The organism is Mycolicibacterium moriokaense (assembly GCF_010726085.1).
GTDB classification, from domain to species: Bacteria; Actinomycetota; Actinomycetes; order Mycobacteriales; family Mycobacteriaceae; genus Mycobacterium; species Mycobacterium moriokaense.
Genome location: NZ_AP022560.1, coordinates 957,717 through 977,686, shown reverse-complemented (window position 1 = coordinate 977,686; position 19,970 = coordinate 957,717). Strand labels below are relative to the sequence as shown.

The 19,970-nt window shown below is 65.6% G+C and carries 22 protein-coding genes; 13 read left to right on the top strand and 9 right to left on the bottom strand.

Going from position 1 to position 19,970, the window contains the following annotated elements; all coding sequences use genetic code 11:
- The first annotated feature begins 106 nt into the window (after positions 1-106).
- Complete coding sequence (locus G6N43_RS04710) at positions 107-256, top strand: integrase (protein ID WP_083156609.1); 150 nt, start codon at positions 107-109, stop codon at positions 254-256.
- A 5-nt stretch (positions 257-261) separates the two neighbouring features.
- On the opposite strand, the gene G6N43_RS04705 is transcribed toward G6N43_RS04710, so the two are convergent.
- Positions 262-3,051 carry a class I SAM-dependent DNA methyltransferase gene (locus tag G6N43_RS04705; protein WP_083156610.1) on the bottom strand — a complete coding sequence of 930 codons (2,790 nt, stop codon included), beginning with the start codon at positions 3,049-3,051 and terminating at the stop codon, positions 262-264.
- 465 nt (positions 3,052-3,516) lie between these two features.
- Positions 3,517-4,089: a hypothetical protein gene (locus G6N43_RS04700; protein ID WP_083156612.1), complete on the bottom strand. Its 573-nt coding sequence runs from the start codon at positions 4,087-4,089 to the stop codon at positions 3,517-3,519.
- A 594-nt stretch (positions 4,090-4,683) separates the two neighbouring features.
- Between G6N43_RS04700 and G6N43_RS04695 the strand changes: the two genes are divergently transcribed.
- On the top strand, positions 4,684-5,586 hold the full coding sequence (locus G6N43_RS04695) for an SDR family NAD(P)-dependent oxidoreductase (RefSeq protein ID WP_083156613.1): 903 nt from the start codon (positions 4,684-4,686) through the stop codon (positions 5,584-5,586).
- Between the two features lie 61 nt (positions 5,587-5,647).
- Positions 5,648-6,667 carry an iron-containing redox enzyme family protein gene (locus G6N43_RS04690; protein WP_179967967.1) on the top strand — a complete coding sequence of 340 codons (1,020 nt, stop codon included), beginning with the start codon at positions 5,648-5,650 and terminating at the stop codon, positions 6,665-6,667.
- Here the strand turns inward: G6N43_RS04690 and G6N43_RS04685 are convergent.
- Positions 6,647-6,865, bottom strand: coding sequence for a CDGSH iron-sulfur domain-containing protein (locus G6N43_RS04685; protein WP_083156615.1), 219 nt, complete (start codon positions 6,863-6,865; stop codon positions 6,647-6,649). The genes G6N43_RS04690 and G6N43_RS04685 overlap by 21 nt on opposite strands.
- Positions 6,862-7,554, bottom strand: a complete 693-nt coding sequence (locus tag G6N43_RS04680; protein ID WP_163657988.1) for a HemK2/MTQ2 family protein methyltransferase — start codon at positions 7,552-7,554, stop codon at positions 6,862-6,864. Before G6N43_RS04680 ends, G6N43_RS04685 begins: the two co-directional genes overlap by 4 nt.
- A 133-nt stretch (positions 7,555-7,687) precedes the next feature.
- Between G6N43_RS04680 and G6N43_RS04675 the strand changes: the two genes are divergently transcribed.
- Complete coding sequence (locus tag G6N43_RS04675; protein ID WP_083157866.1) at positions 7,688-8,359, top strand: phosphodiesterase; 672 nt, start codon at positions 7,688-7,690, stop codon at positions 8,357-8,359.
- A 3-nt stretch (positions 8,360-8,362) separates the two neighbouring features.
- Here G6N43_RS04675 and G6N43_RS30375 read toward each other — a convergent pair whose 3' ends face one another.
- The 4 genes from G6N43_RS30375 to G6N43_RS04660 are packed head-to-tail and all read right to left on the bottom strand — an operon-like array spanning position 8,363 to position 10,726.
- Positions 8,363-8,515, bottom strand: coding sequence for a hypothetical protein (locus G6N43_RS30375; protein WP_165761918.1), 153 nt, complete (start codon positions 8,513-8,515; stop codon positions 8,363-8,365).
- Between the two features lie 27 nt (positions 8,516-8,542).
- Positions 8,543-9,529, bottom strand: coding sequence for an LLM class F420-dependent oxidoreductase (locus G6N43_RS04670; protein WP_083157865.1), 987 nt, complete (start codon positions 9,527-9,529; stop codon positions 8,543-8,545).
- 36 nt (positions 9,530-9,565) lie between these two features.
- Complete coding sequence (locus G6N43_RS04665) at positions 9,566-10,039, bottom strand: GatB/YqeY domain-containing protein (protein ID WP_083157864.1); 474 nt, start codon at positions 10,037-10,039, stop codon at positions 9,566-9,568.
- 9 nt (positions 10,040-10,048) lie between these two features.
- Entirely contained in the window at positions 10,049-10,726 is a 678-nt protein-coding gene (locus G6N43_RS04660; protein ID WP_083157868.1) for an SIMPL domain-containing protein, read from the bottom strand.
- A gap of 85 nt (positions 10,727-10,811) precedes the next feature.
- Between G6N43_RS04660 and G6N43_RS04655 the strand changes: the two genes are divergently transcribed.
- The 5 genes from G6N43_RS04655 to G6N43_RS04635 are packed head-to-tail and all read left to right on the top strand — an operon-like array spanning position 10,812 to position 16,065.
- The gene (locus G6N43_RS04655) at positions 10,812-11,972 is read left to right on the top strand and encodes a DUF7847 domain-containing protein (RefSeq protein WP_163657986.1); all 1,161 of its coding nucleotides are present in this window, start codon (positions 10,812-10,814) and stop codon (positions 11,970-11,972) included.
- 1 nt (position 11,973) lies between these two features.
- Positions 11,974-12,627 (top strand): DUF4129 domain-containing protein, encoded by a 654-nt coding sequence (locus G6N43_RS04650; protein WP_083154766.1) that lies wholly within the window; start codon positions 11,974-11,976, stop codon positions 12,625-12,627.
- Entirely contained in the window at positions 12,624-13,763 is a 1,140-nt protein-coding gene (locus G6N43_RS04645) for a DUF4350 domain-containing protein (RefSeq protein WP_083154985.1), read from the top strand. Before G6N43_RS04650 ends, G6N43_RS04645 begins: the two co-directional genes overlap by 4 nt.
- Positions 13,760-14,743 carry an AAA family ATPase gene (locus G6N43_RS04640; protein ID WP_083154768.1) on the top strand — a complete coding sequence of 328 codons (984 nt, stop codon included), beginning with the start codon at positions 13,760-13,762 and terminating at the stop codon, positions 14,741-14,743. The genes G6N43_RS04645 and G6N43_RS04640 overlap by 4 nt, the downstream gene beginning before the upstream one ends.
- Complete coding sequence (locus G6N43_RS04635) at positions 14,743-16,065, top strand: DUF58 domain-containing protein (RefSeq protein WP_083154769.1); 1,323 nt, start codon at positions 14,743-14,745, stop codon at positions 16,063-16,065. The genes G6N43_RS04640 and G6N43_RS04635 overlap by 1 nt, the downstream gene beginning before the upstream one ends.
- Here the strand turns inward: G6N43_RS04635 and G6N43_RS04630 are convergent.
- Positions 16,062-17,054 (bottom strand): stage II sporulation protein M, encoded by a 993-nt coding sequence (locus tag G6N43_RS04630; protein ID WP_083154771.1) that lies wholly within the window; start codon positions 17,052-17,054, stop codon positions 16,062-16,064. The two genes, G6N43_RS04635 and G6N43_RS04630, sit on opposite strands and share 4 nt — an antisense overlap.
- Before the next feature lie 27 nt (positions 17,055-17,081).
- Here G6N43_RS04630 and G6N43_RS04625 point away from each other — a divergent pair, with 27 nt between their 5' ends.
- The 4 genes from G6N43_RS04625 (at position 17,082) to G6N43_RS04610 (ending at position 19,966) form a co-directional block, all read left to right on the top strand.
- The gene (locus G6N43_RS04625; RefSeq protein ID WP_083154773.1) at positions 17,082-17,954 is read left to right on the top strand and encodes an RDD family protein; all 873 of its coding nucleotides are present in this window, start codon (positions 17,082-17,084) and stop codon (positions 17,952-17,954) included.
- Positions 17,955-18,066: 112 nt separating this feature from the next.
- Positions 18,067-18,258: an Rv2628 protein family gene (locus tag G6N43_RS04620; RefSeq protein ID WP_083154774.1), complete on the top strand. Its 192-nt coding sequence runs from the start codon at positions 18,067-18,069 to the stop codon at positions 18,256-18,258.
- A gap of 88 nt (positions 18,259-18,346) precedes the next feature.
- The gene (locus G6N43_RS04615; RefSeq protein WP_083154987.1) at positions 18,347-19,060 is read left to right on the top strand and encodes a PadR family transcriptional regulator; all 714 of its coding nucleotides are present in this window, start codon (positions 18,347-18,349) and stop codon (positions 19,058-19,060) included.
- Positions 19,061-19,117: 57 nt separating this feature from the next.
- Entirely contained in the window at positions 19,118-19,966 is an 849-nt protein-coding gene (locus G6N43_RS04610) for an oxidoreductase (RefSeq protein ID WP_083154989.1), read from the top strand.
- The last annotated feature ends 4 nt before the right edge of the window (positions 19,967-19,970 follow it).

Below are 19,970 nucleotides of genomic sequence, written 5' to 3'. Positions count from 1 at the left end.
GGACTAGTTCGAGGACGGCCCCTCTGCCGCGATCTTGGGTCCATTCGCCACACATAGGCGATCTTGTGCCTCGCGGCGGGCTCCGGCCCATCGACGTCGCGATTTGATGGGGCATCGGGACGTCAAGACGATGCTCACCGTCTACGCGCACCTCATCAACACGGACGGCCACACCGGCAATGTGGCCGCACTCGGAGCGCCGTCCGCGGCCGCACAGAAAGCCAACTGCGACAACGTGACTACGCTGCAACGTTGAGCGATCTACGACCGTCTGCGTCGGCTTCGCCGGGTGATCGCGTCGAACGTCCCGCTGTCACTCAGCGTCTTGAACGAGGTGTATAGCGCCTTTAAACGGGCATCGATGTCTACCCGACCTCTGAGTCCGAACACTGCATCTACAGCGCGGTCCAGTTGCGCATGGGCACGTAACAGTTCGGTCGGCATGTTCTGCGGGTGGTACAACTCGGCGAGCGTGCGGTCTGGATACAGAGCTCGCGCCTCAAGCACCGCCTTGCCAGCCGCGCAGATCGCCGTTCGTTTCGCAGCGGTGACCTCCGGCAGCGGGAAGTTATTCCACATGATGGTGCTGGAGAAGGATGGATCGGACTTCATGCGTCCGCCCACTGCCTTCATCCATGTGATCAGCATGGAAGAACCAGCAATCGAGAACAGGAAGCCATCGGGATCGTCAGCGCCGTAGACCTTATTCGAGATGATGGTTCTGGGTTCTAGCTCCGCGATTGGTAGGTAGAGGCGGCTTTCTGACGACACCTCGGGGATCCCGACAAACTGCTGCTCGGACTGGAAACCGATTTGGCGGAATAATCTTGGCCGGTCTGCCCATTCACGGGTGCTCTCGGCGTCCGAATCCAACCGGACCTCCTCGACTCCCTTCAGCCGTCGTCGTAATTCTGCCGAGGCTCTTAAGTGCTTTGGGTCGAGGTCAATAAGCCACAGACACCAACGAGGCGTGTCGTAGAGCATCTCCCTCGCACCCACGTACGGCCTCAAGTACGGCCTCATGTTGGGGTCAGCCGCCACCGCCGGGTACTCCGCTGCGTCGACGATCAGAAACCCACCATCGGTGGGTTTGGACCCGTAGTGCACCTGCGGAAGTGAAGGCGACAGTGGCCGAGTTCGCTTGCGCACCAGGAAGTCCGGACCGTCGAGCAGATAGCCGTTGATGTTCTTGGCTGGAGAAGCGGCGGGAGCGCCTCGCGGAGTCGCATATGTGTAGATCACCGGAGCGGGGGTGCCGCTGCCGCCGCGATCGAATCCGACGATGACGCAGTGCACGACCGCAGCGTTTGGCGCCTCGGATGTCCACGCAAACGTGCGATGGGCGAACCGGATGCGCCAACCGGCCTCAAAGATCGGCCCGAAAACGCGATGGGTCTGATCTCCCTGGGTGATCGAGTTAGTGGACACGAATGCGAAGCGACCCGGTATCTGGCCGTAATAATCAATCGCCTTCTTGTACCAGCCCGTCACGTAGTCCATGCGGCTGGTGCTAGATAGTCCCCACACCGCCCGCAGTTCGGCCAGTTGTTCCGCAGAGCGCGAATGATCGCCCATGAACGGCGGATTGCCGAGCAAGTAGACCTCAGGGGTCGGAGCGACTACGGTCGCCCAATCCATCTGCAGCGCATTGTCGACGGTGATGTGCCCGGATTCGATGAGCGGCAGAGGCTCCGGGGCCACAGCGATTGCAAGTTCCATCGCTTTGTTGGCTTGGTGGTTGACCAGGTGCAGCGCTAAGCCAGCGATTCTGGCTGGCCAGTCATCGATTTCGATGCCAAAGAAGTGATCGATTTTGACCCGCACTATATTTTCAGCGAACAACTCGCGCTGGTAGTTCTCGCCAAGTTCCTGTAAACGAACCAAGATGCGGAGTTCAAGCGCACGCAACTCCCGCAAGGTGACAACCAAGAAGTTGCCGCAGCCGCACGCCGGGTCGAAAATTCTTAAGTTGCCGAGTGCATCGAGCAGCCGCTTGAGGGCAGCTTTGCTGTGATAGTTGTCGGTAAAACGCTGTTTGAGTTCGTCGAGAAAAAGCGGACCGATCAGCTTCAGGATGTTCGTCTCGGTGGTGTAGTGCTCGCCGAGTTCGTCACGAGCTTCCTTATCCTTCACTGACTGGAAAAGGGAACCGAAGATGGCGGGCGAGATTGCGTCCCAGCTGAACGCACAACAAACCAGGATTGCTTCGCGTACCTCCTTGCGGAACGAAGGAATCGGTAACGATTCCTCAAAGATGCCGCCGTTGACGTACGGGAAGCGCGCAATTAGTTCATCGAGCGAAGCGGAACGCCTACTTACATCGGTGTTCATTGCCTGGAACAACACGCTCATCTGCGCGCCAAGGTCGCTGCCGTCCTCCGCTGTTCGAGTCTCGATGAACTCGGCGAATAGATCGCGTTCCCAAATGGCAGCATCATCGGCATAAAGGCAGAAGAGCGTGCGGGTCAAAAATACCGACACCTGGTCGTCATGAAGCCCTGCGGATTCGACCTCCTGGTACAGGGCCGCCATGAGCTGCGCTGCCTTAATGGACGCCTTCTCTTGCTGCTTTGACCCAAAGCCCCGGACCTGATAGCCAGCAAGGAAGCCCAAAACCTCGGCGTTGCCGGGCAATTCCTCCAGCGTGAACTCAGTGACAGCCGAGTCTTCGCCGTCTGCGCCCAGGTCGAGTACTCGGAACTTCGTGAAGTCGCTGCTGATCACGTACCGCGGGTATTCCGCCTCGCTGAGGCCATCGAGATAATCAAGTGCCTGTTCTTCGGCCTTCTCCAGGTCCTCGCCAGCCGACTTCATCTCGATGACGGCAAGTCCTGGAATCAGCGCGTCAATGAAACCTTGACGGCCGGTGCTGCTGCGTTGCGCTCGCCTTTCGTAGAGTGCGGCGCGAGTCCTAGGCAGGCCGAAAGCGCCCAGCAGTTCCCGTACGAACTCTTGGCCTTCTCCGCGCTCGTAACCCGCATGACTCCGCCACTCGGCCGCGAACGCGGCGCAGCGGCTCCTTATCTCATTCAGCGAAAGCGCCTTAGGCATGGGAAGCAGCCTAGGCCGAGGTTGTGACGATTTTTGTGGACGCTCCTATCATTGCTGCCGGTGCGATGTATCCCGCCAGCTCGGAACCCTTACGGGACCGCCCGTCTCAGCCGAGGGACAACCGGCAAAGAATGCCTGTCCAGCGCGGAGCCGATGACGGGAATCGGACCCGCGTGTTCAGCTAGGCAAAGTTGCTGAGAACGCCCGGAGATATTCGTAGCGGTTCGTTTTCAGGGCCTCTACCTGCACGTGCAGTCCGCTGGTATCCGAGGCGATCCGTTGCTGTTCACGACAACTTGCAACATGGACGCGACGATCTCGCAACGTCACAAAGACGCTGTTTGGGTTTGGCCGCTCAGATCCTTAGCGTAGTTAGCATGCCTAACGAATGGGGTTGAGTAATACCGTGAACGACACGCTCACCAAGCGCCAGGTTTGCCGACGGGGCTGGCACCAGTCCTGCGCCTACTCGCAGTCGTCACATACCCCGCTCGTCGGCAATGCTATCCAGGGATGCTCGGGGCAAAACTTCGGCGGTTCAGCACGCTTAGCCAGCGCGCGTTTGTACTCCCGCGTCGCCTGCGCCTTAGGCGTGAGTGCCGGCCGACCGCCATCGGGCGGCAACTCCGCACCGAAGAATCTGTAGCACTCAAACCGCTCTTTAGCCGCGTGGTCATCGAGATGCTCAAGGCTAGGGTCGCCGTCAACGTTCTGCCGGTTGCTCTCGGCTGCTAGCAGCGCGAACTTGTAACCGGGACCAACCGTGCCGTCCGAGGTGACGCACAGAGACGTGAGCTGCGGCCATCCGTTCGCGGTGCAGACCTCGATGACACGCCCCAGGAGATTGCCAACCCAGTTCTGCACCAGGGCGTTGTGGGTAATGCCAGACTTGTCCTTCACGTAATCGGCGAGCTGGGTATAGGTGACGAAGCCGTGGTAGCGCTCGGCCGCCGAAAGCAAGATCTCAACAGCGAATGGTTCCCACGCGTCGTAGGCGTCCTGCATCTCCACGTACTTGCCATCTTTATCGTGCGGCACAGAGCCCCCTGTCCGTTTGCCGTTGCCGTTACTTTCGCACACCAGACCGACGTGTCGAGTCGTCGCAGCAGTGCCACTTACCATCCCCACCGTGGCTGAATAGTCACATCCCGAGTGGATTGGCGAGGCGCGCCCCGGCGTCTCGATGGTGCACTTCTGTGCACAAGCTGATCCGATGCCGACTGCCTCCCAGGAATCCGGCACGATGCATGGCGCCTTTCCGGGCCACCGATGCAGCCCTCCAGTCCGCAGTCAGTTCGCAGCGGCACTTGATGTCGCCGACATCACCCAACGCCACCAACGACGATGACCTGGTACTTGTTGCCCGAGACAACACAACCAACTCAGTCGAACTCGCTGGTGTCGTGGTTCGGGACGAAGAGGTCGTGGGTTCGAATCCCGCCACCCCGACTCGCGTCGTCGCAGGCAGAAAGCCTCTGGCGGAAATCCGCCCCAGCTTTGATGAGACTCGAGCCTGCGGCGGCTGACGCTGTCATCCCGACTACGACCACTGCCGCGTGGCCCAGACACCAGTTACGCTGTCCCAAATCCGTCGGGCCCCGCCTACCACATACAAGTCGAGGAACAGCAAGAATGAGCAAGTCCAAGCGCACGATCAGCGGCCGTACCGTCGTCATCACCGGAGCGGCGTCCGGCATCGGCCGCGCCCTGGCGCGGCGCCTGTCGTCGCACGACTGCGCGGTCGCCATCGCTGACATCGACGAGGCCGGCCTGAAGGAAACCGCCGACTTGCTGAACGGGCCCACCCTGCTGCGTGTGCTCGACGTCCGCGACGCCGATGCGCAGCGCGACTTCGCCGCCGAAGTCCGCGAATGGGCACCGACCCCGATCGCCGCCGTATTCAACAACGCCGGTGTGGCGGTCGCCGGGACAGTGCTCGACGGGGCGCCCGAGGACGACCAGTGGCTCTGGGACATCAACTTCGGTGGTGTCATCAACGGAACCCGGGCGTTTCTGCCCATCCTCGTCGAGCAGGGCGACGGCGCCATCGTCAACACCTCCAGCATCTACGGTCTGATGGCGGTGCCGAACCAAAGCGCTTACTGCTCAGCGAAGTTCGCGGTACGCGGCTACACCGACTCGCTGCGACACGAGTTGCGCGGCACCGGCGTCACGGCCATCACCGTGCATCCCGGCGGAGTCAACACGAACATCGTCCGCAATTCGCGCGTCAAGGTGGACCCCAATGGTCCGAGCAAGGACGAGATGGCCGAGCAGTTCGCGGCGATCACGATGACCGAGCCGGACAAGGCGGCCGAGGTGATCCACCGTGGGGTGGAGCAGGGTAAGGCGCGGATCCTGATAGGACCCGATGCCTTCATGTTCGACAAGCTCTCGCGAATCGCACCGGCTCGCGCCTACAACATCGTCGAGTCGGTCTCCCGTATCGGGATGACTCGCTTGGAAAACCTGCTCAGCAAGGTCGGGACCGCCCTCAGAAGCCGGCGCACGACGAAGGACGTCGCAGCAAAGTAAGCGACTGAGCAAATTTCCGCTCACTAGTTTGACCCGCTATCAGGTCGGGCATTAATGACCTGTGACTTTGCCGTCGACTTTGATCGAACCCGCCCTGCCGCGCGCTGTCGGCCCCGTATCAGCGATGATCCTGGACACCCTCGCACGTCAGCGGCCAGCGCTGCATACCCGAGCCATCGACGTCCCTGTCTCTGAGGCGGATCCCTACGGACTGGACCTGCAACTCGCGCTGTACGTCTGCTACGAGTTGCACTACCGCGGCTTCGACTCGGTCAATCCGCGCTGGGAGTGGAATCCGTCGCTGCTGCATTTGCGCGGACGCCTCGAGGACACATTCCTGAGCGCTGTGCGGCGCGACGTCGGCAACATCTCGACCGACGACACCGCAGCGGCGGAAATGGATGCCATCTCGCGCGAGCCCGCCGACGGGAACGGCCCGTCGTACTACCTACGCGACCACGGCACCTGGGAGCAGATGCAGGAGTACTTCGTGCACCGCTCGCTCTATCACCTCAAGGAAGGTGACCCGCACGCGTGGGCGATCCCCCGCCTCAACGGGCCTGCGAAGGCGGCGTTCGTGGCGGTCGAGTTCGACGAGTACGGCGGGGGCCGCAGCGATCAGGTGCACCAGCATCTGTACGCCGAGCTGATGGATGCCGCCGGCCTCGATGCCTCCTACCTTGGCTATCTCGACTATGTTCCCGCCGAAGCGTTGGCGTCGGTCAATCTCATGTCGATGTTCGGGCTGCATCGTGAATTGCGCGGTGCCACGATCGGTCATTTCGCGTCGACAGAGATCACGTCCTCGCCAGGCTCACGCAGGCTGGTAGACGCCCTGCGGCGGATGAACGCCCCCGAACCGTGTGTGACGTTCTACGCCGAGCACGTGGTGGCCGATGCGGTGCACGAACAGGTGGTGCGCACAGACGTCGTCGGCGATCTCGTCACCCGCGAACCGCATTTGGAGAGGGACATCGTGTTCGGGATCCGGGCCCGCGACCTCGTCGAGGACCGCCTGGCGGATCGACTGATGGAGTGCTGGACGGCGGGACGCTCGTCGCTACGTCGCCCGCTGAGCTGACGACTTGCTGCGCGGACGGCAGCGGTGGCTGGTGTCGCACATCGGATAGTCCTTGCTGCGGCGACAGGTGCAGATCGCGACCATGAACCGGTCGGATTGCACCGTGCGGCCGTCGGGCATGTCGATGCACACCGGGCCCTCCACCATCAGGGGGCCGTTGGGGACGATCCGCACGGTGCGCATCGGCGTATCGGTCATGGCCTTTCCGCCCTGATCACCACGAGTTCTTCCTCACGTCGACCGGGCTCCAGCCTGCCCGTCTCTTCCAGCCACGCAGCCCGCGACGTCAGCACGGGGCCGAACGGAATCCATTGGTACGCCACGATTTCCGCGTCCAGACCAGCCTCAGCCAGCGCAGCCAGCGTTTGACGCGGCACCGCGAATTCCGAGTGCACCACGAGAAAGGTGCCGCCGGGAGCCAGCAATTGAGGTATCGACGCGCACAGCGGGTCCAGGACAAGGCGGCCGTCTTGACCGGCATCCCAGGCGCGCGCAGGCCCGACGTCCGACGACAATGGTGCGCACCCGGCGTCGGGATCGTGCGGGACGTACGGCGGATTGCTGACAACCAGGTCGAACGGGCCGAACTCCGCTGCGCGCGCCCATGAGCCGAGGCGGATGTCCACGTCGACGCCGACGCGTGCGGCATTCATTCGCGCACACCGGACGGATTGCGGGCACACATCGAATGCGGTGACCTGCGACGCTCCTAGTTGGCCCGCGGCGATCGCCACCGCACCACTTCCGGTGCACAAGTCGGCGACGCGGCGGCCTTCTGCCAGCCCGGTCTTCTCCATCACATCGATGAGGAATTGGGTGTCTTCCTGCGGGGCGTAGACGCCCGCCGACGCGATCACATTATCTGCGTCGGTGTAAGCGGTTGTCACACATAGACCTTTCGACGGCTTCGACAGTGCGCGCTGCTACGTCTCAGCAGCGCCGTGGATTAATGCCCCGTATCGGGCTTGTTAAACGCCCGGGCGCAGTTTTGCGGCACGTTCGTTTGGGCACACCAGATCTGTGCAGGTTTCTGATGTGGCAGCGTTGCCCGTGAAGATCGGCGCCGCAGTACGCGGTGGTCGCCTCTTCCATCCCGCCGGCGTGCTCGCAGAAGGCATCCTCGAGCGCACAGCGCTGGACGCCGACGGATTGCCGATGAGGTCGTGTGACGTCATCGCGCGAGTGTCCAAGGGAGTCGGTGTGCCCGGTGGCGGGCCCGACGTCGTGGGTTTGGCGTTCCGCATTCCCCCGCCGCCGGATCTGAGCTCGTGTGGACCCTGGGATGTGCTGCTGGCATCGACTTTCGGCGGTAGCCGCTTCATCCTTGCGCCGGCCACGTCATGGTCCGGTGCCACGCTTTCCAGCCTGATGCCGTTGCGCTACCGCGGACGCGTGTGGTGGGTGCGGGCGCGGCTCGCGTCCGCAATCAGCGCGGACGGCTTATCCCTCGACACCATTGAAGCCGAAATCGATTCCGGTGGAATCCAATTCGACATCGAACAAGCGCCGGGCCGGGGCGAGTTTCGTCCACTGGCCCGACTGACCCTGCGCCACGTCGACCCCAGCCAGGACGATATCGCCTTCGACCCTGCGCTGCACAGTGATTGCGACGTGCAACTCGCCCCTCGGTGGCTCGCCGATTTTCGGCGCGCCGCCTATCGCCGCAGTCGCGAAGGACGCGACGCGCAGTAGCCGTCAGGCCGTGGGCTCGCTCCCGGTTTCGGCGACATCCGGCGCGTTCTCTCGGGTGGCCATGCCGCCCTCCTTGCCCTGATCGGTGGGTCCTGGCCGTCCGCCCTTCTTGTCGTTGTCCGGCTCGTCGTCGTAAATTCCCTTACCTTTGGGCATGATTCGCCTTTCAGTTTCGTTACGAGGTTACTGAGATTCGCTTCTCAGCTTTTCCAACAGTGGTCCTGCCGCTTCCTTGAGGAACAGGTCCTGGCCCTCATCACCGATCTGCACCATGGCGATATCGGTGAATCCCGCTTCCCAGTACTCGCGCACCGCATCGACGATCGCATCGAGATCCGGTCCGCACGGGATGGATTCGGCGACATCCTCGGGCCGCACAAACTGTGTCGCACCGTCGAAACCGGCTGTCGTCGGCAGATCGGAGTTGACCGCCCAGCCGCCTCCGAACCACCGGAACTGGTCGTGCGCCCGCGCGACGGCAGCGTTGCGGTCGGGGTCCCAGCAGATCGGTATCTGACCGATGACTCGCACCTCGCCCGATAGTCCGGTCGCACGCCTGGCGTCGTGCCATTCGTCGACGAGATCCTTGTTCGGCTCTACGGCGATCAAATGGTCGGACAGGGGCGCGAACGTCTCCACCGAGCGCTCACCCGAAACCGCGGTGGCGATGGCGACCGGGGTTTCCGGAACGTCCCAGAGGCGGGCGGAGTCCACTTCGAAGTGGTCGCCCTTCCAGTCGACGAGTTCGCCGGTGAACAACTCGCGGATGATCTGGATGGCCTCGCGCAGCATCTCCTGGCGCCGGCCCACCGTCGGCCAGCTCTTGCCGACGACGTGTTCGTTCAGGTTCTCGCCGCTGCCCAGGCCGAGGGTGAAGCGGCCGTCGGCGAGGATCTGTGTGGTGGCGGCCTTCTGCGCGACGATCGCGGGGTGGTAGCGCATCGTCGGGCAGGTCACGTACGTCATCAGCTCGACATGCTCGGTCGCATGGGCGACCGCCCCGAGCACCGACCACGCATATGGGGCGTGCCCCTGTGACGACAACCAGGGAAAGTAGTGGTCGGACGAGACCTCGAAGTCGAAGCCCACGCGTTCCGCCGAAACGGCATAACTGACAAGTTCTTTAGGACCGCTCTGTTCGGTCATGAGGGTGTAGCCGAAACGCGTCATGGCACTCGGGTACCCGGGTACCAATCGCCGAAACGGCTACAGCTTGGCCTTGACTGCCGCAGACAGCCGGGCGCCGTCGGCCTTACCTGCGGCGATCGCCGTGGCGACCTTCATCACCTGGCCCATCTGCTTCATGCTCGGCCGTTCGCCGAGCTCCTCGGCCACCTGGGCGATCGCGGTGTCGACCACGTCGGCGACTTCGGCGTCGCTCAACGGAGCGGGCAGGTATTCGTCGATGACGCGTGCCTCGGCGTGCTCGTTGGCGGCCAGCTCACCGCGACCGTTCTGCGCGTAGATCTCGGCCGCCTCCGCCCGCTTCCTGGCTTCCCTGGACAGCACCTTGATCACCTCGGCGTCGGACAGCTCGCGCTGATCCTTGCCTGCCACTTCCTCGGTCTGGATCGCTGCGAGCAGCATCCGCAGCGTCGCGGTCCGCAGCTTGTCCTGCGACTTCATCGCCGCGGTGAGGTCCGCGCGCAGCTTCTCCTTGAGTTCCGGCTTATCGGCCATGCCGCAAACCTACGCCGCACCGCCGGCTGTCGGACCCGCGATGAATCGCGCGTCGACGGTTGCCGACACCTCGATGTGCTCGGGGACGAGTTCAGCGACCGGGGCCGAGGCCGGCGCCGCCATCAGCCGCATGTGCTCGCCCTGGGATCCGGCCTCGGGACGGGTGTTCAGCATGCCGGCGTCGGCGATGGCGACCGGCGCGACCGTGCCGAGGCCGAGCGCGTCGGCGTACTGCTGCGCCCGGGTCACCGCGTCCTGGACCGCGCGGGTGCGCACCTCGACGAGCAGCGAGTTCCGCAGCTCGTCGGTCAGCGTCCACCTGACGTGCGAGACCCGGAACCCCTCCATATCGGCAATCCGCTGACCGACCCATTGCGCCAGCGCGTCGAAATCACGGAACTTCACCTCTACGCCGACGGCCGCGTGGTGCACCAGCGGCAGCTGCTTGCCTTTGTCATTCCACGGCCGGTTCGACCAGGTGCGCAATTGATCGGCCGACCACCAGGTCACCGCGCCCCGTTCCTCGAGGCCGACGATCGAGTCCTTCAGCACAGCCAAGTCGTTGGCCACGGCGGCATAGACCGCCTCCATCTCCGGTCCCTCGTACGAGACGGTCGTGTGGACGGTGCCGCGTTCGGCTGGACGAAACGCGGAGAATGAGCCGCGCACTGTGATCTCGGTCGACATACCGCCACCGTAACCGCGGTCCCTGGGCTGGCAGGGTGGTGCGAGAACGTTGTCAATTCGCATCACGATCGACAGGATGGTGGCCATGAACACCGAGGCCGGCAAACCCGGTATGGCCGGGCCGCCGCCCCCGGGGTATCCACCACCCGGATATCCGCCCCCGGGACACGCACCCCCGCCCGGATATCCGCCACCCGGGTACGGACCCCCGCCGGGTTACGGACCCCCGCCCGGTTATCCGCCACCCGGGTACGGGTACGGCGCACCGCCGGCTCTCAAGCCGGGCGTCATTCCTCTGCGACCGCTGACTCTGTCCGACATCTTCAACGGCGCGGTCGCCTACATCCGCGCCAACCCGAAAGCGACGCTCGGCTTCACCACCATCGTCGTCATCGTGACCCAGCTGCTGGCGCTGGTGCTCTCGGTCGGCCCGCTCGCCGCCACCGGAGCGCTCACCGAGTCATTCGCCGGCGAAGAGGTGTCGACCGGCGCCCTGATCGGCTCGTCGCTGTCGAGCATCATCGGCGGCGTCGCGACCTATTTCACCGCGATCCTGCTCAGCGGGATGCTCACCGTCGTCGTCGGACGATCGGTGTTCGGCGCGGGCATCACCATCGGTGAAGCGTGGCAACGACTGAAGGGCCGGATCTGGGCACTGATCGGGTTGGCGGTGCTCGAGGGTCTGGGTCTCGTCGTGGTGATCGTCGTGGTGGTCGGCCTCATCTTCGCCATCGGGGCCGCGGTCAACGGCACCGCTGCGGTGATCGTCGGCCTCCCGCTCGGTTTGGCACTGGTGGTCGGGCTCATCTACGTCTGGGTGAGTCTCGCCTTCGCGCCTCCGCTCATCGTGCTCGAACGCCTCGGCATCTTCGCCGCGATCGCCCGCTCGTTCCGGTTGGTGAAAAACGACTTCTGGCGCGTCTTCGGTATCCTGCTCCTCGCGACGATCGCGGTTCAGTTCGTCGCAGGCGCGGTGACGATGCCGTTCAGCCTCAGCGGTCAGCTCATGCTGATGGCGGCCTCGTCCACGGCGATGACGCTGCTGGCACTCGTCCTGTTGTCCGTGGGTGGTGTCATCGCGCAGATCATCACCGCCCCGTTCAGCGCGGGTGTCGCCGTGCTGCTCTACACCGACCGCCGGATCCGTTCCGAGGCGTTCGACCTCGTCCTGCAGACCGGTGCCGCCTACGGTCCCGCCTCACCGTCCGATTCCACCGATCATCTGTGGCTGACCCGCCAAGCCTGACGTGCCGACGATAGACATCGACAGCGATGCCGCTCACGAAGCCGCGCAACGCGAACTGCAGAAACCCATCTACCCCAAGCCATCCCTGACCGAACGTCTCGTCGAGTGGATCAACGAGCTGATCTACCGGCTGGCCAGCGAGGGCTCGCGACTTCCCGGCGGCTGGTTCACGATTTCCATCCTGCTGATCCTGCTCGTGGTCGCCGTCGTCGTCGCGATTCGGATCGCGCGGCGCACCATGCGGACCAATCGGGGCACCCGCTACGCACTGTTCGGCGAGCACGAACTCACCGCCGATGAGCACCGCGCCACCGCCGAACAACTTGCCGCCGCGGGGAATTGGGCCGCAGCCATCCGGCATCGGCTACGGGCGGTCGCTCGTCAGCTGGAGGACACGGGGGTGCTCGACGCCATTCCGGGCCGCACCGCAACCGAACTCGCACGCGATGCCGGAAAGGCACTGCCTGCCCTTGCCGCCGAATTAACCCAGGCCGCAGGCGCTTTCAACGATGTCACCTATGGCGAGCAACCGGGAACGGAGTTCGCCTACCGGATGATCGCCGACCTCGACGATCACCTGCGCTTCCGCACGCAGGCACCAGCCGATGCCACCTCGGCCGCCGCGTCATCTGGCGAATGGACGGAGGTGCGATGACCACCTCGGCTGTCGGCACCCCACCGCGGCAGCGGTGGAGCGTCGTGCGATGGGTGCTGTTGGCGCTCGTCGTCATCGTCGGAATCGCCGTCCTGACGGCCTATCTGACCGCGCCGCGGCCCGGCGGCCCAATGGATCCGACGTCCACCTCGCCGGACGGCGCCCGGGCCCTGGTGACTCTGCTGCGCGAGGGCGGCGTCGACGTTGTCGAGGCGCCGGATATCGCGACGGTCGAACGTGCCGCTCGGCCAGACACACTCATCGCGGTGCTGCAGACCTTCCAGCTGCTCGACGAAGACGTACTGCGCCGACTGGCCGACCTGCCCGGCGATCGTCTGCTCGTGTCACCGACAACGGCGACGCGGGAGGCGCTCGCACCTCGCGTTCGCCTCGCCGGAGCGGTTCCGTTCGGCGGTGCCGACCCGGACTGCGACCTGCGGGAGGCCACCCGAGCCGGCGATGTCCAGTTGGGCATGAGCGACAAGTTCATGGCCGCAGACGATTTCCCGATCACCAGCTGCTACGGCGGAGCGCTGGTCCGGTACTCCGACGACGGGCGCACGGTCACGGTCGTCGGCAGCTCCGACTTCATGACGAACGGCGGACTTCTGGCCGCCGGCAACGCCGCGTTGGCCATGAACCTCGCGGGCACCCACCCGCGGGTGATCTGGTACGCCCCGCAGGAGCGCGAAGGCTATTCCGACTCCGGCGTCGAGATCGGTGATCTGATTCCCCCTGCGGTGAAATGGATCATCTTCCAGTTGTGTGTGGCCATCGCGCTCGTCGCGCTGTGGAAGGGGCGACGCCTCGGCCCGCTCGTCGCGGAGCGGATGCCCGTTGTGGTGCGCGCATCGGAGACGGTCGAGGGTCGCGGCAGGCTGTACCGCTCCCGCCGGGCGAGGGATCGCGCCGCCGATGCGTTGCGCACCGCCGCGCTGCAGCGAATGCTCCCCCGCCTCGGCCTCGCCAACAACGCCGAGCCACCCGCGATCGTCTCCGCGATCGCACAGCGCGGCGCGGCCCACCCAGACACGTTGGCGCACATACTGTTCGGTCCGCCGCCGCAAAGCGACGACGATTTGGTCAATCTCGCCCGTGAACTCGACAACATCGAAAGGCAGGTCGCACAATCGTGACTCAGCCATACCCAGGTCAAAGTGCCTCGGCGCCGGGCGATTCGGCGCGTCAGGCGTTGCTGTCGCTGCGCGCCGAGATCGGCAAGGCCGTCGTCGGCCAGGACGCGGTGGTCAGCGGGCTGGTGATCGCGCTGCTGTGCCGCGGCCATGTGCTGTTGGAAGGGGTGCCAGGCGTAGCCAAGACGCTGCTGGTACGCACCCTCGCGGCCGCGCTGCAACTCGACTTCAAACGGGTCCAGTTCACCCCCGACCTGATGCCAGGCGACGTCACGGGTTCGCTCGTCTACGACGCCCGCACAGCCGAATTCGAGTTCCGGTCCGGACCGGTGTTCACCAATCTCCTGCTGGCCGACGAGATCAACCGGACACCGCCCAAGACCCAGGCGGCGCTGCTGGAGGCCATGGAGGAACGACAGGTCAGCGTCGAGGGCGAGGCACGCAAGCTACCGGACCCGTTCATCGTCGCCGCGACACAGAACCCGATCGAGTACGAAGGCACCTACCAGCTACCGGAAGCACAGCTCGACCGGTTCCTGTTGAAGCTCAACGTTCCCCTGCCGCCACGGGACCAGGAGATCGCGGTCCTTCATCGGCACGCGCACGGGTTCGACCCACGCGACCTGTCAGCGGTGCGACCCGTCGCCGGACCCGCCGAGCTGGCCGCGGGACGCGCCGCGGTACAGCAGGTACTTGTCGCCGACGAGGTCCTCGGATACATCGTCGATATCGCCGGTGCCACAAGGCATTCCCCATCGCTGCAGCTCGGCGTGTCACCGCGCGGCGCGACCGCACTGCTCGCCACCGCTCGGTGCTGGGCCTGGCTGTCTGGCCGGAACTACGTCACCCCCGACGACGTCAAGGCGATGGCACGGCCGACGTTGCGGCATCGCGTCCAGCTGCGGCCGGAAGCCGAACTCGAAGGCGCCAGTCCCGACGGTGTGCTGGACGGCATCCTCGCGGCCGTGCCGGTGCCACGCTAGTGATCCTCACCGGCCGCGCCGGACTGGTCGCACTCATCTGCGTGCTGCCGGTCGCCTTCTCGCCGTGGCCGGCGGTCGCATTCGTGGTTCTGCTCGGTGCGCTCGCCGCCGCGGTGACGCTCGACGTCGTACTGGCCGCGAACCCGCGCCAGCTGGTCTTCGCCCGCTCCGGAGACGCCGCGGCCAGGCTGGGCCAGCCTGTCGACGCGCTGCTTGCGGTGACGAATCCCGGGCGGCGGCGCCTGCGCGGTGTGATCCGCGATGCGTGGTCTCCCAGCGCACGCGCCGAACCACGGATGCACACCGTGAACATCGCAGCGGGACAACAGGTTCAGCTCGTCACCAGGCTGCGTCCGGTACGGCGGGGTGACCAGAGGTCGGCATTGGTGACGGCGCGGTCGGTCGGACCGCTGGGCCTGGCAGGACGCCAGAGCTCACACCGGGTGCCCTGGGAGATCCGTATCCTGCCGCCGTTCCTGTCCCGCAAGCACCTGCCCTCCCGACTCGCCAGGCTTCGCGAACTCGAGGGCAACACCCCGGTGCTGATCCGTGGTCAGGGCACCGAGTTCGACTCGTTGCGCGAGTACGTCATCGGCGACGACGTCCGGTCGATCGACTGGCGTGCCACCGCGCGTCGCGCCGACGTCGTCGTGCGGACGTGGCGACCCGAGCGGGACCGCCGGGTCGTCATTGTCTTGGAAACCGGCCGCACCTCGGCGGGCCGCGTCGGCGTCGACCCCACCGCCAACGACCCCGGCGGGTGGCCGCGGCTGGACTGGTCCATGGACGCTGCGCTGCTGTTGGCCGCACTGGCGGCGCGCGCGGGCGACCACGTCGACTTCCTCGCGCACGACCGCGTCACTCGGGCGGGCGTGTTCAACGCCTCGCGCACCGAGCTTCTCGCGCAACTGGTCACCGCGATGGCGCCGCTGGAACCGGCCTTGATCGAGTCCGACGCCAGGGCGATGGTGGCCGCGATACAGCGCCGCGTCCGACGGCGCGCGCTGGTGGTGCTGCTCACCGACCTGAACGCGTCCGCGCTCGACGAGGGTTTGATGGCGGTGCTGCCCCAGTTGTCCGCCAAACATCAAGTGCTGCTTGCCGCGGTCGCCGATCCGCGGGTCCAGACGCTGGCGGCGGGCGGCGCCGACGCCGCCCAGGTCTACGACGCGGCGGCGGCCGAACGTGCGCGCAACGACAGGCGCTCGATGGCGTCGCGGTTGCGGGCCGCAGGCGTCGACGTCGTCGACGCGCCACCGGATGAACTCGCGCCCGAACTCGCGGACCACTACCTCGCGATGAAGGCCACCGGCAGGCTCTAACGCGTCGGCACCACGTCCGGTGCATCGGGGACGTCGCCGGTCTCACCCGCAGCCGCACCCCTGCGGCCGAAATAGATCACGTATGACAGGAAGGCGATCTCGGCCGCCACGCCGATGGCGATGCGGACGAACGTCGGTAGCGGCGACGGCGTCACCAGGGACTCGATCAGCCCGGCGACCAGCAGCACGACGACCAGGCCGACGGCCACCGCGACCACGGCCCTGCCCTGCTCCGCGAGCACCTGCGTGCGTGGCCGGTGGCCCGGCGACACCACCGACCAGCCCACCCGCATGCCCGCCGCGGCGGCCAGGAACACCGCAGTCAGTTCGATGAGGCCATGAGGGGTGAGCAGACCGAGGAAGACGTCGGCCTTGTCCGCGTCGAACATGAAGCCCGCGATGACGCCGAGATTGAGGGCATTCTGAAAGAGGATGTACGGGATGGGGATTCCGCCCAGGATGGCGAATGCGATGCACTGGGCGGCCACCCAGGAGTTGTTGACCCACACCTGAAGACCGAACGATGCGGCGGGGTTCTCGCTGTAGTACTCGGCGAACTCGTGGTTCACCAATTGCTCGATCTCGCTTGGTGTGTTGAGCGCCGACTGCACTTCCTGGTTGGTCGCCACCCACACGGCGATCAGCACGGTGACGAAGAAGAACGCGATCGCCGTCCCGAGCCACCACCGCCACGCGCGGTACGCCACGACCGGAAACGACACCGTCCAGAACCTGATGAACTCGCTCCACAGCGGTGAGTGCGCACCCGTCACCACCGACCGTGCCCGCGCCACCAGACCCGACAGCCGCCCGATGAGGACGGCGTCGGTGGACGCGCTGCGCACCATCGACAGATGGGTGGACACCCGCTGGTAAAGATCGACCAGTTCGTCGACCTCGGCGCCGGTCAGCTTCCGGCGCCGCTTGATCAGCTGCTCCAGCCGCTCCCACGTCGGCCGATGCGCCACCACGAACGCGTCGACATCCACCTGGAGAATCCTAGTAGCGTTGGCCCAATGGTCAGCCAGCAAGAACCGGTGGTGACCGGCGACGCGGTGGTCCTGGATATCCAGATCGCCCAGCTGCCGGTTCGCGCACTGTCGGCGATCATCGACGTCACGGTGGTGTTCATCCTCTACATCGCCGGCATCGTGCTGTGGGCGGCCACCCTCACCCAGTTCGACCCGGCGCTGTCGGGTGCGGTGGTGATCATCTTCACCGTCCTGACGATCGTCGGGTATCCGGTGATCTTCGAGACCGCTACGCGCGGGCGCTCGTTGGGCAAGATGGCGCTGGGGCTGCGCGTCGTCTCCGACGACGGGGGCCCGGAACGCTTTCGGCAGGCGTTGTTTCGTGCGCTCGCCGGCGTGATCGAGATCTGGATGTTCACCGGCGGGCCCGCGGTGATCTGCAGCCTGCTGTCCTCCAAGGGGAAGCGCATCGGCGACGTCTTCGCGGGAACGCTGGTCATCAGCGAGCGCGCGCCGCGGCTGTCGCCGCCACCGCCGATGCCGCCGCAGCTCGCGTGGTGGGCGTCGACGCTGCAGCTGTCCGGGTTACGTCCCGAACAGGCCGAGCTGGCACGCCAGTTCCTTTCCCGCGCACCGCAACTCGATCCCCAGCTGCGCGACCAGATGGCCTACCGGATCGCCGGCGAGGTCGTCGCCCAGATATCGCCACCACCGCCGCCCGGCGCACCGCCGCAATACGTGCTCGCCGCGGTCCTGGCCGAACGCCACCGCAGGGAACTCGCGCGGCTGCAGCCCGTGCCTGCGCCAGTCCCGCCGCAGTGGCCGGGTCCGCCACAGCAGGTGCCACCTCAGGTCCCACCGCCCGCGCCCCCGCCTTCACCAACACCGGACTCTGGCGGATTCGCGCCGCCGAGCTGAGAACCCAAAGGTCGCAACGGGTCTGGAACCCGACGAGCATCAGGGCCGCCGCCATGACCCCCACACCAGCGCCAGGACCCATCCACGGGCCGGTCGGCTCCGAATCACGGGTATGCGACGTCCGACCATCTACCGCATCTCCCATCGCCTGCGCGGCGGGCTGACGGTCGCCGCCTGGCTCGCCGACCTCGGTGCCAACAGCCCGCTGCCCGACGATCTCGAGAAGGCCGTCCACGCCGGCGACTGGCCTGCGGCGCGCGCCCTCGGCGACTACCTATCCGTCGACGTCACCGTCGCCCACTGAAATTCGACGTTGCATCGCGATAGTTTCCGATATATCGTCAACGTATCGGAAGCGCAGATCGTGCTTTCTTAAGAACAAGGACATGACCATGGACACCCCATTCACACCCCCACCCGGCGGACCGTTCCAGGGCTTCGGCTTCGGAGTCGGATTCGGCCCCCAAAACCGCCGTGCGCTGCACGAACAGCGGCGCCAAGCTCGTCGCGAGTTCCGTGACCACATCCGCGAGCATCGCGGCGACGCGGGTGGCTTCGGTCCCGGTTTCGGCGGGTTCGGACCCGGCGGTTTCGGACCCGGCGGTCTCGGGTTCGGCCCCGGCTTCGCCCGTGGCGGCCGACGCGGCGGACCCCGTGGCGGCGGGCGCGGCAGACGCGGCGACGTGCGCGCCGCGATCCTCAAGCTGCTCACCGAGCGACCGATGCACGGCTACGAGATGATCCAGGAGATCAACGAGCGCAGTCAGCAGCTGTGGAAGCCCAGCCCCGGCTCGGTGTACCCGACGCTGCAACTGCTGGTCGACGAGGGTCTGCTCGTCTCCACCGAAACCGAGGGCAGCAAGAAGCTCTTCGAGCTCACCGAGGACGGCCGCGCTGCCGCCGAGAAGATCGAGACGGCTCCGTGGGACGAGATCACCGAGGGCGCCGATCCCGGTGCCATCAGCCTGCGCAGTGCCGTCGGCCAGCTGATGGGCGCCGTCGCGCAGTCCGCGCACGCCGCATCCGCTGAGCAACAGCAGCGCATCGTCGACATCGTCAACAACGCCCGCCGCGAGATCTACCACATCCTCGGAGAGGCCGAATAGCCGGCAATCCGGAATAAGCCCGGCGGGAAGCGCGTACGGACAGGTATGGCTGAATCTGTGCAAACCTTCCCGCTGGGCTCGTTCAATGTCGGCCGCGTCGGCTTCGGCGCCATGCAACTCCCCGGGCCGGGTGTCTTCGGCCCGCCGCGTGATCACGACCAGGCGATCGCGGTGTTGCGGCGCGCAATCGAGCTGGGCATCAACCACATCGACACCTCGCAGTTCTACGGACCGAATGTCGCCAATGAGCTGATTCGCGAAGCGCTGCACCCGTACCCGGCCGACTTGGCGTTGGTGAGCAAGGTCGGCGCCAAGCGCGGCCCCGCCGGCGAGTGGCTGCCCGCGCAGCAGCCCGACGAACTGCGCGCAGGGATCGAAGAGAACCTCGCGACGCTAGAGATCGACCGCCTCGCCGCGGTGAATCTCCGCATACACGACGAGGACGGCGATCAAAGCCATCCGGGCCCGGTGAACCGTGAACTGTTCGACCGTCAGCTCACCGCGATGATCAAGGCCCGCGATGAAGGGCTGATCGGCGGCATCGGGCTGAGCAGCATCACGCTCGAACATCTGCGAATCGCGTTGGACCGCACCGACATCGTCTGCGTCCAGAACGCGTATAACCTCGTCGACCGGGCGTCGCAGCCGGTGCTGGACGCCTGCGTCGAGCACGGTATCGCGTTCGTGCCGTTCTTTCCGCTCGGCTCGGCGTTCACCGCCGACAACCCGGTGCTCGGCCATCCCGACGTCAAGCGTGAGGCGGAGAAGCTGGGCCGCACGCCGGCCCAGATCGCGCTCGCATGGACGCTGTCCGTCGCACCCAACGTGTTGCTGATCCCAGGCACGTCTTCGGTGGCCCATCTCGAGGAGAACACCGCGGTGCGCGATATCACCGTTTCATTGTGATTTG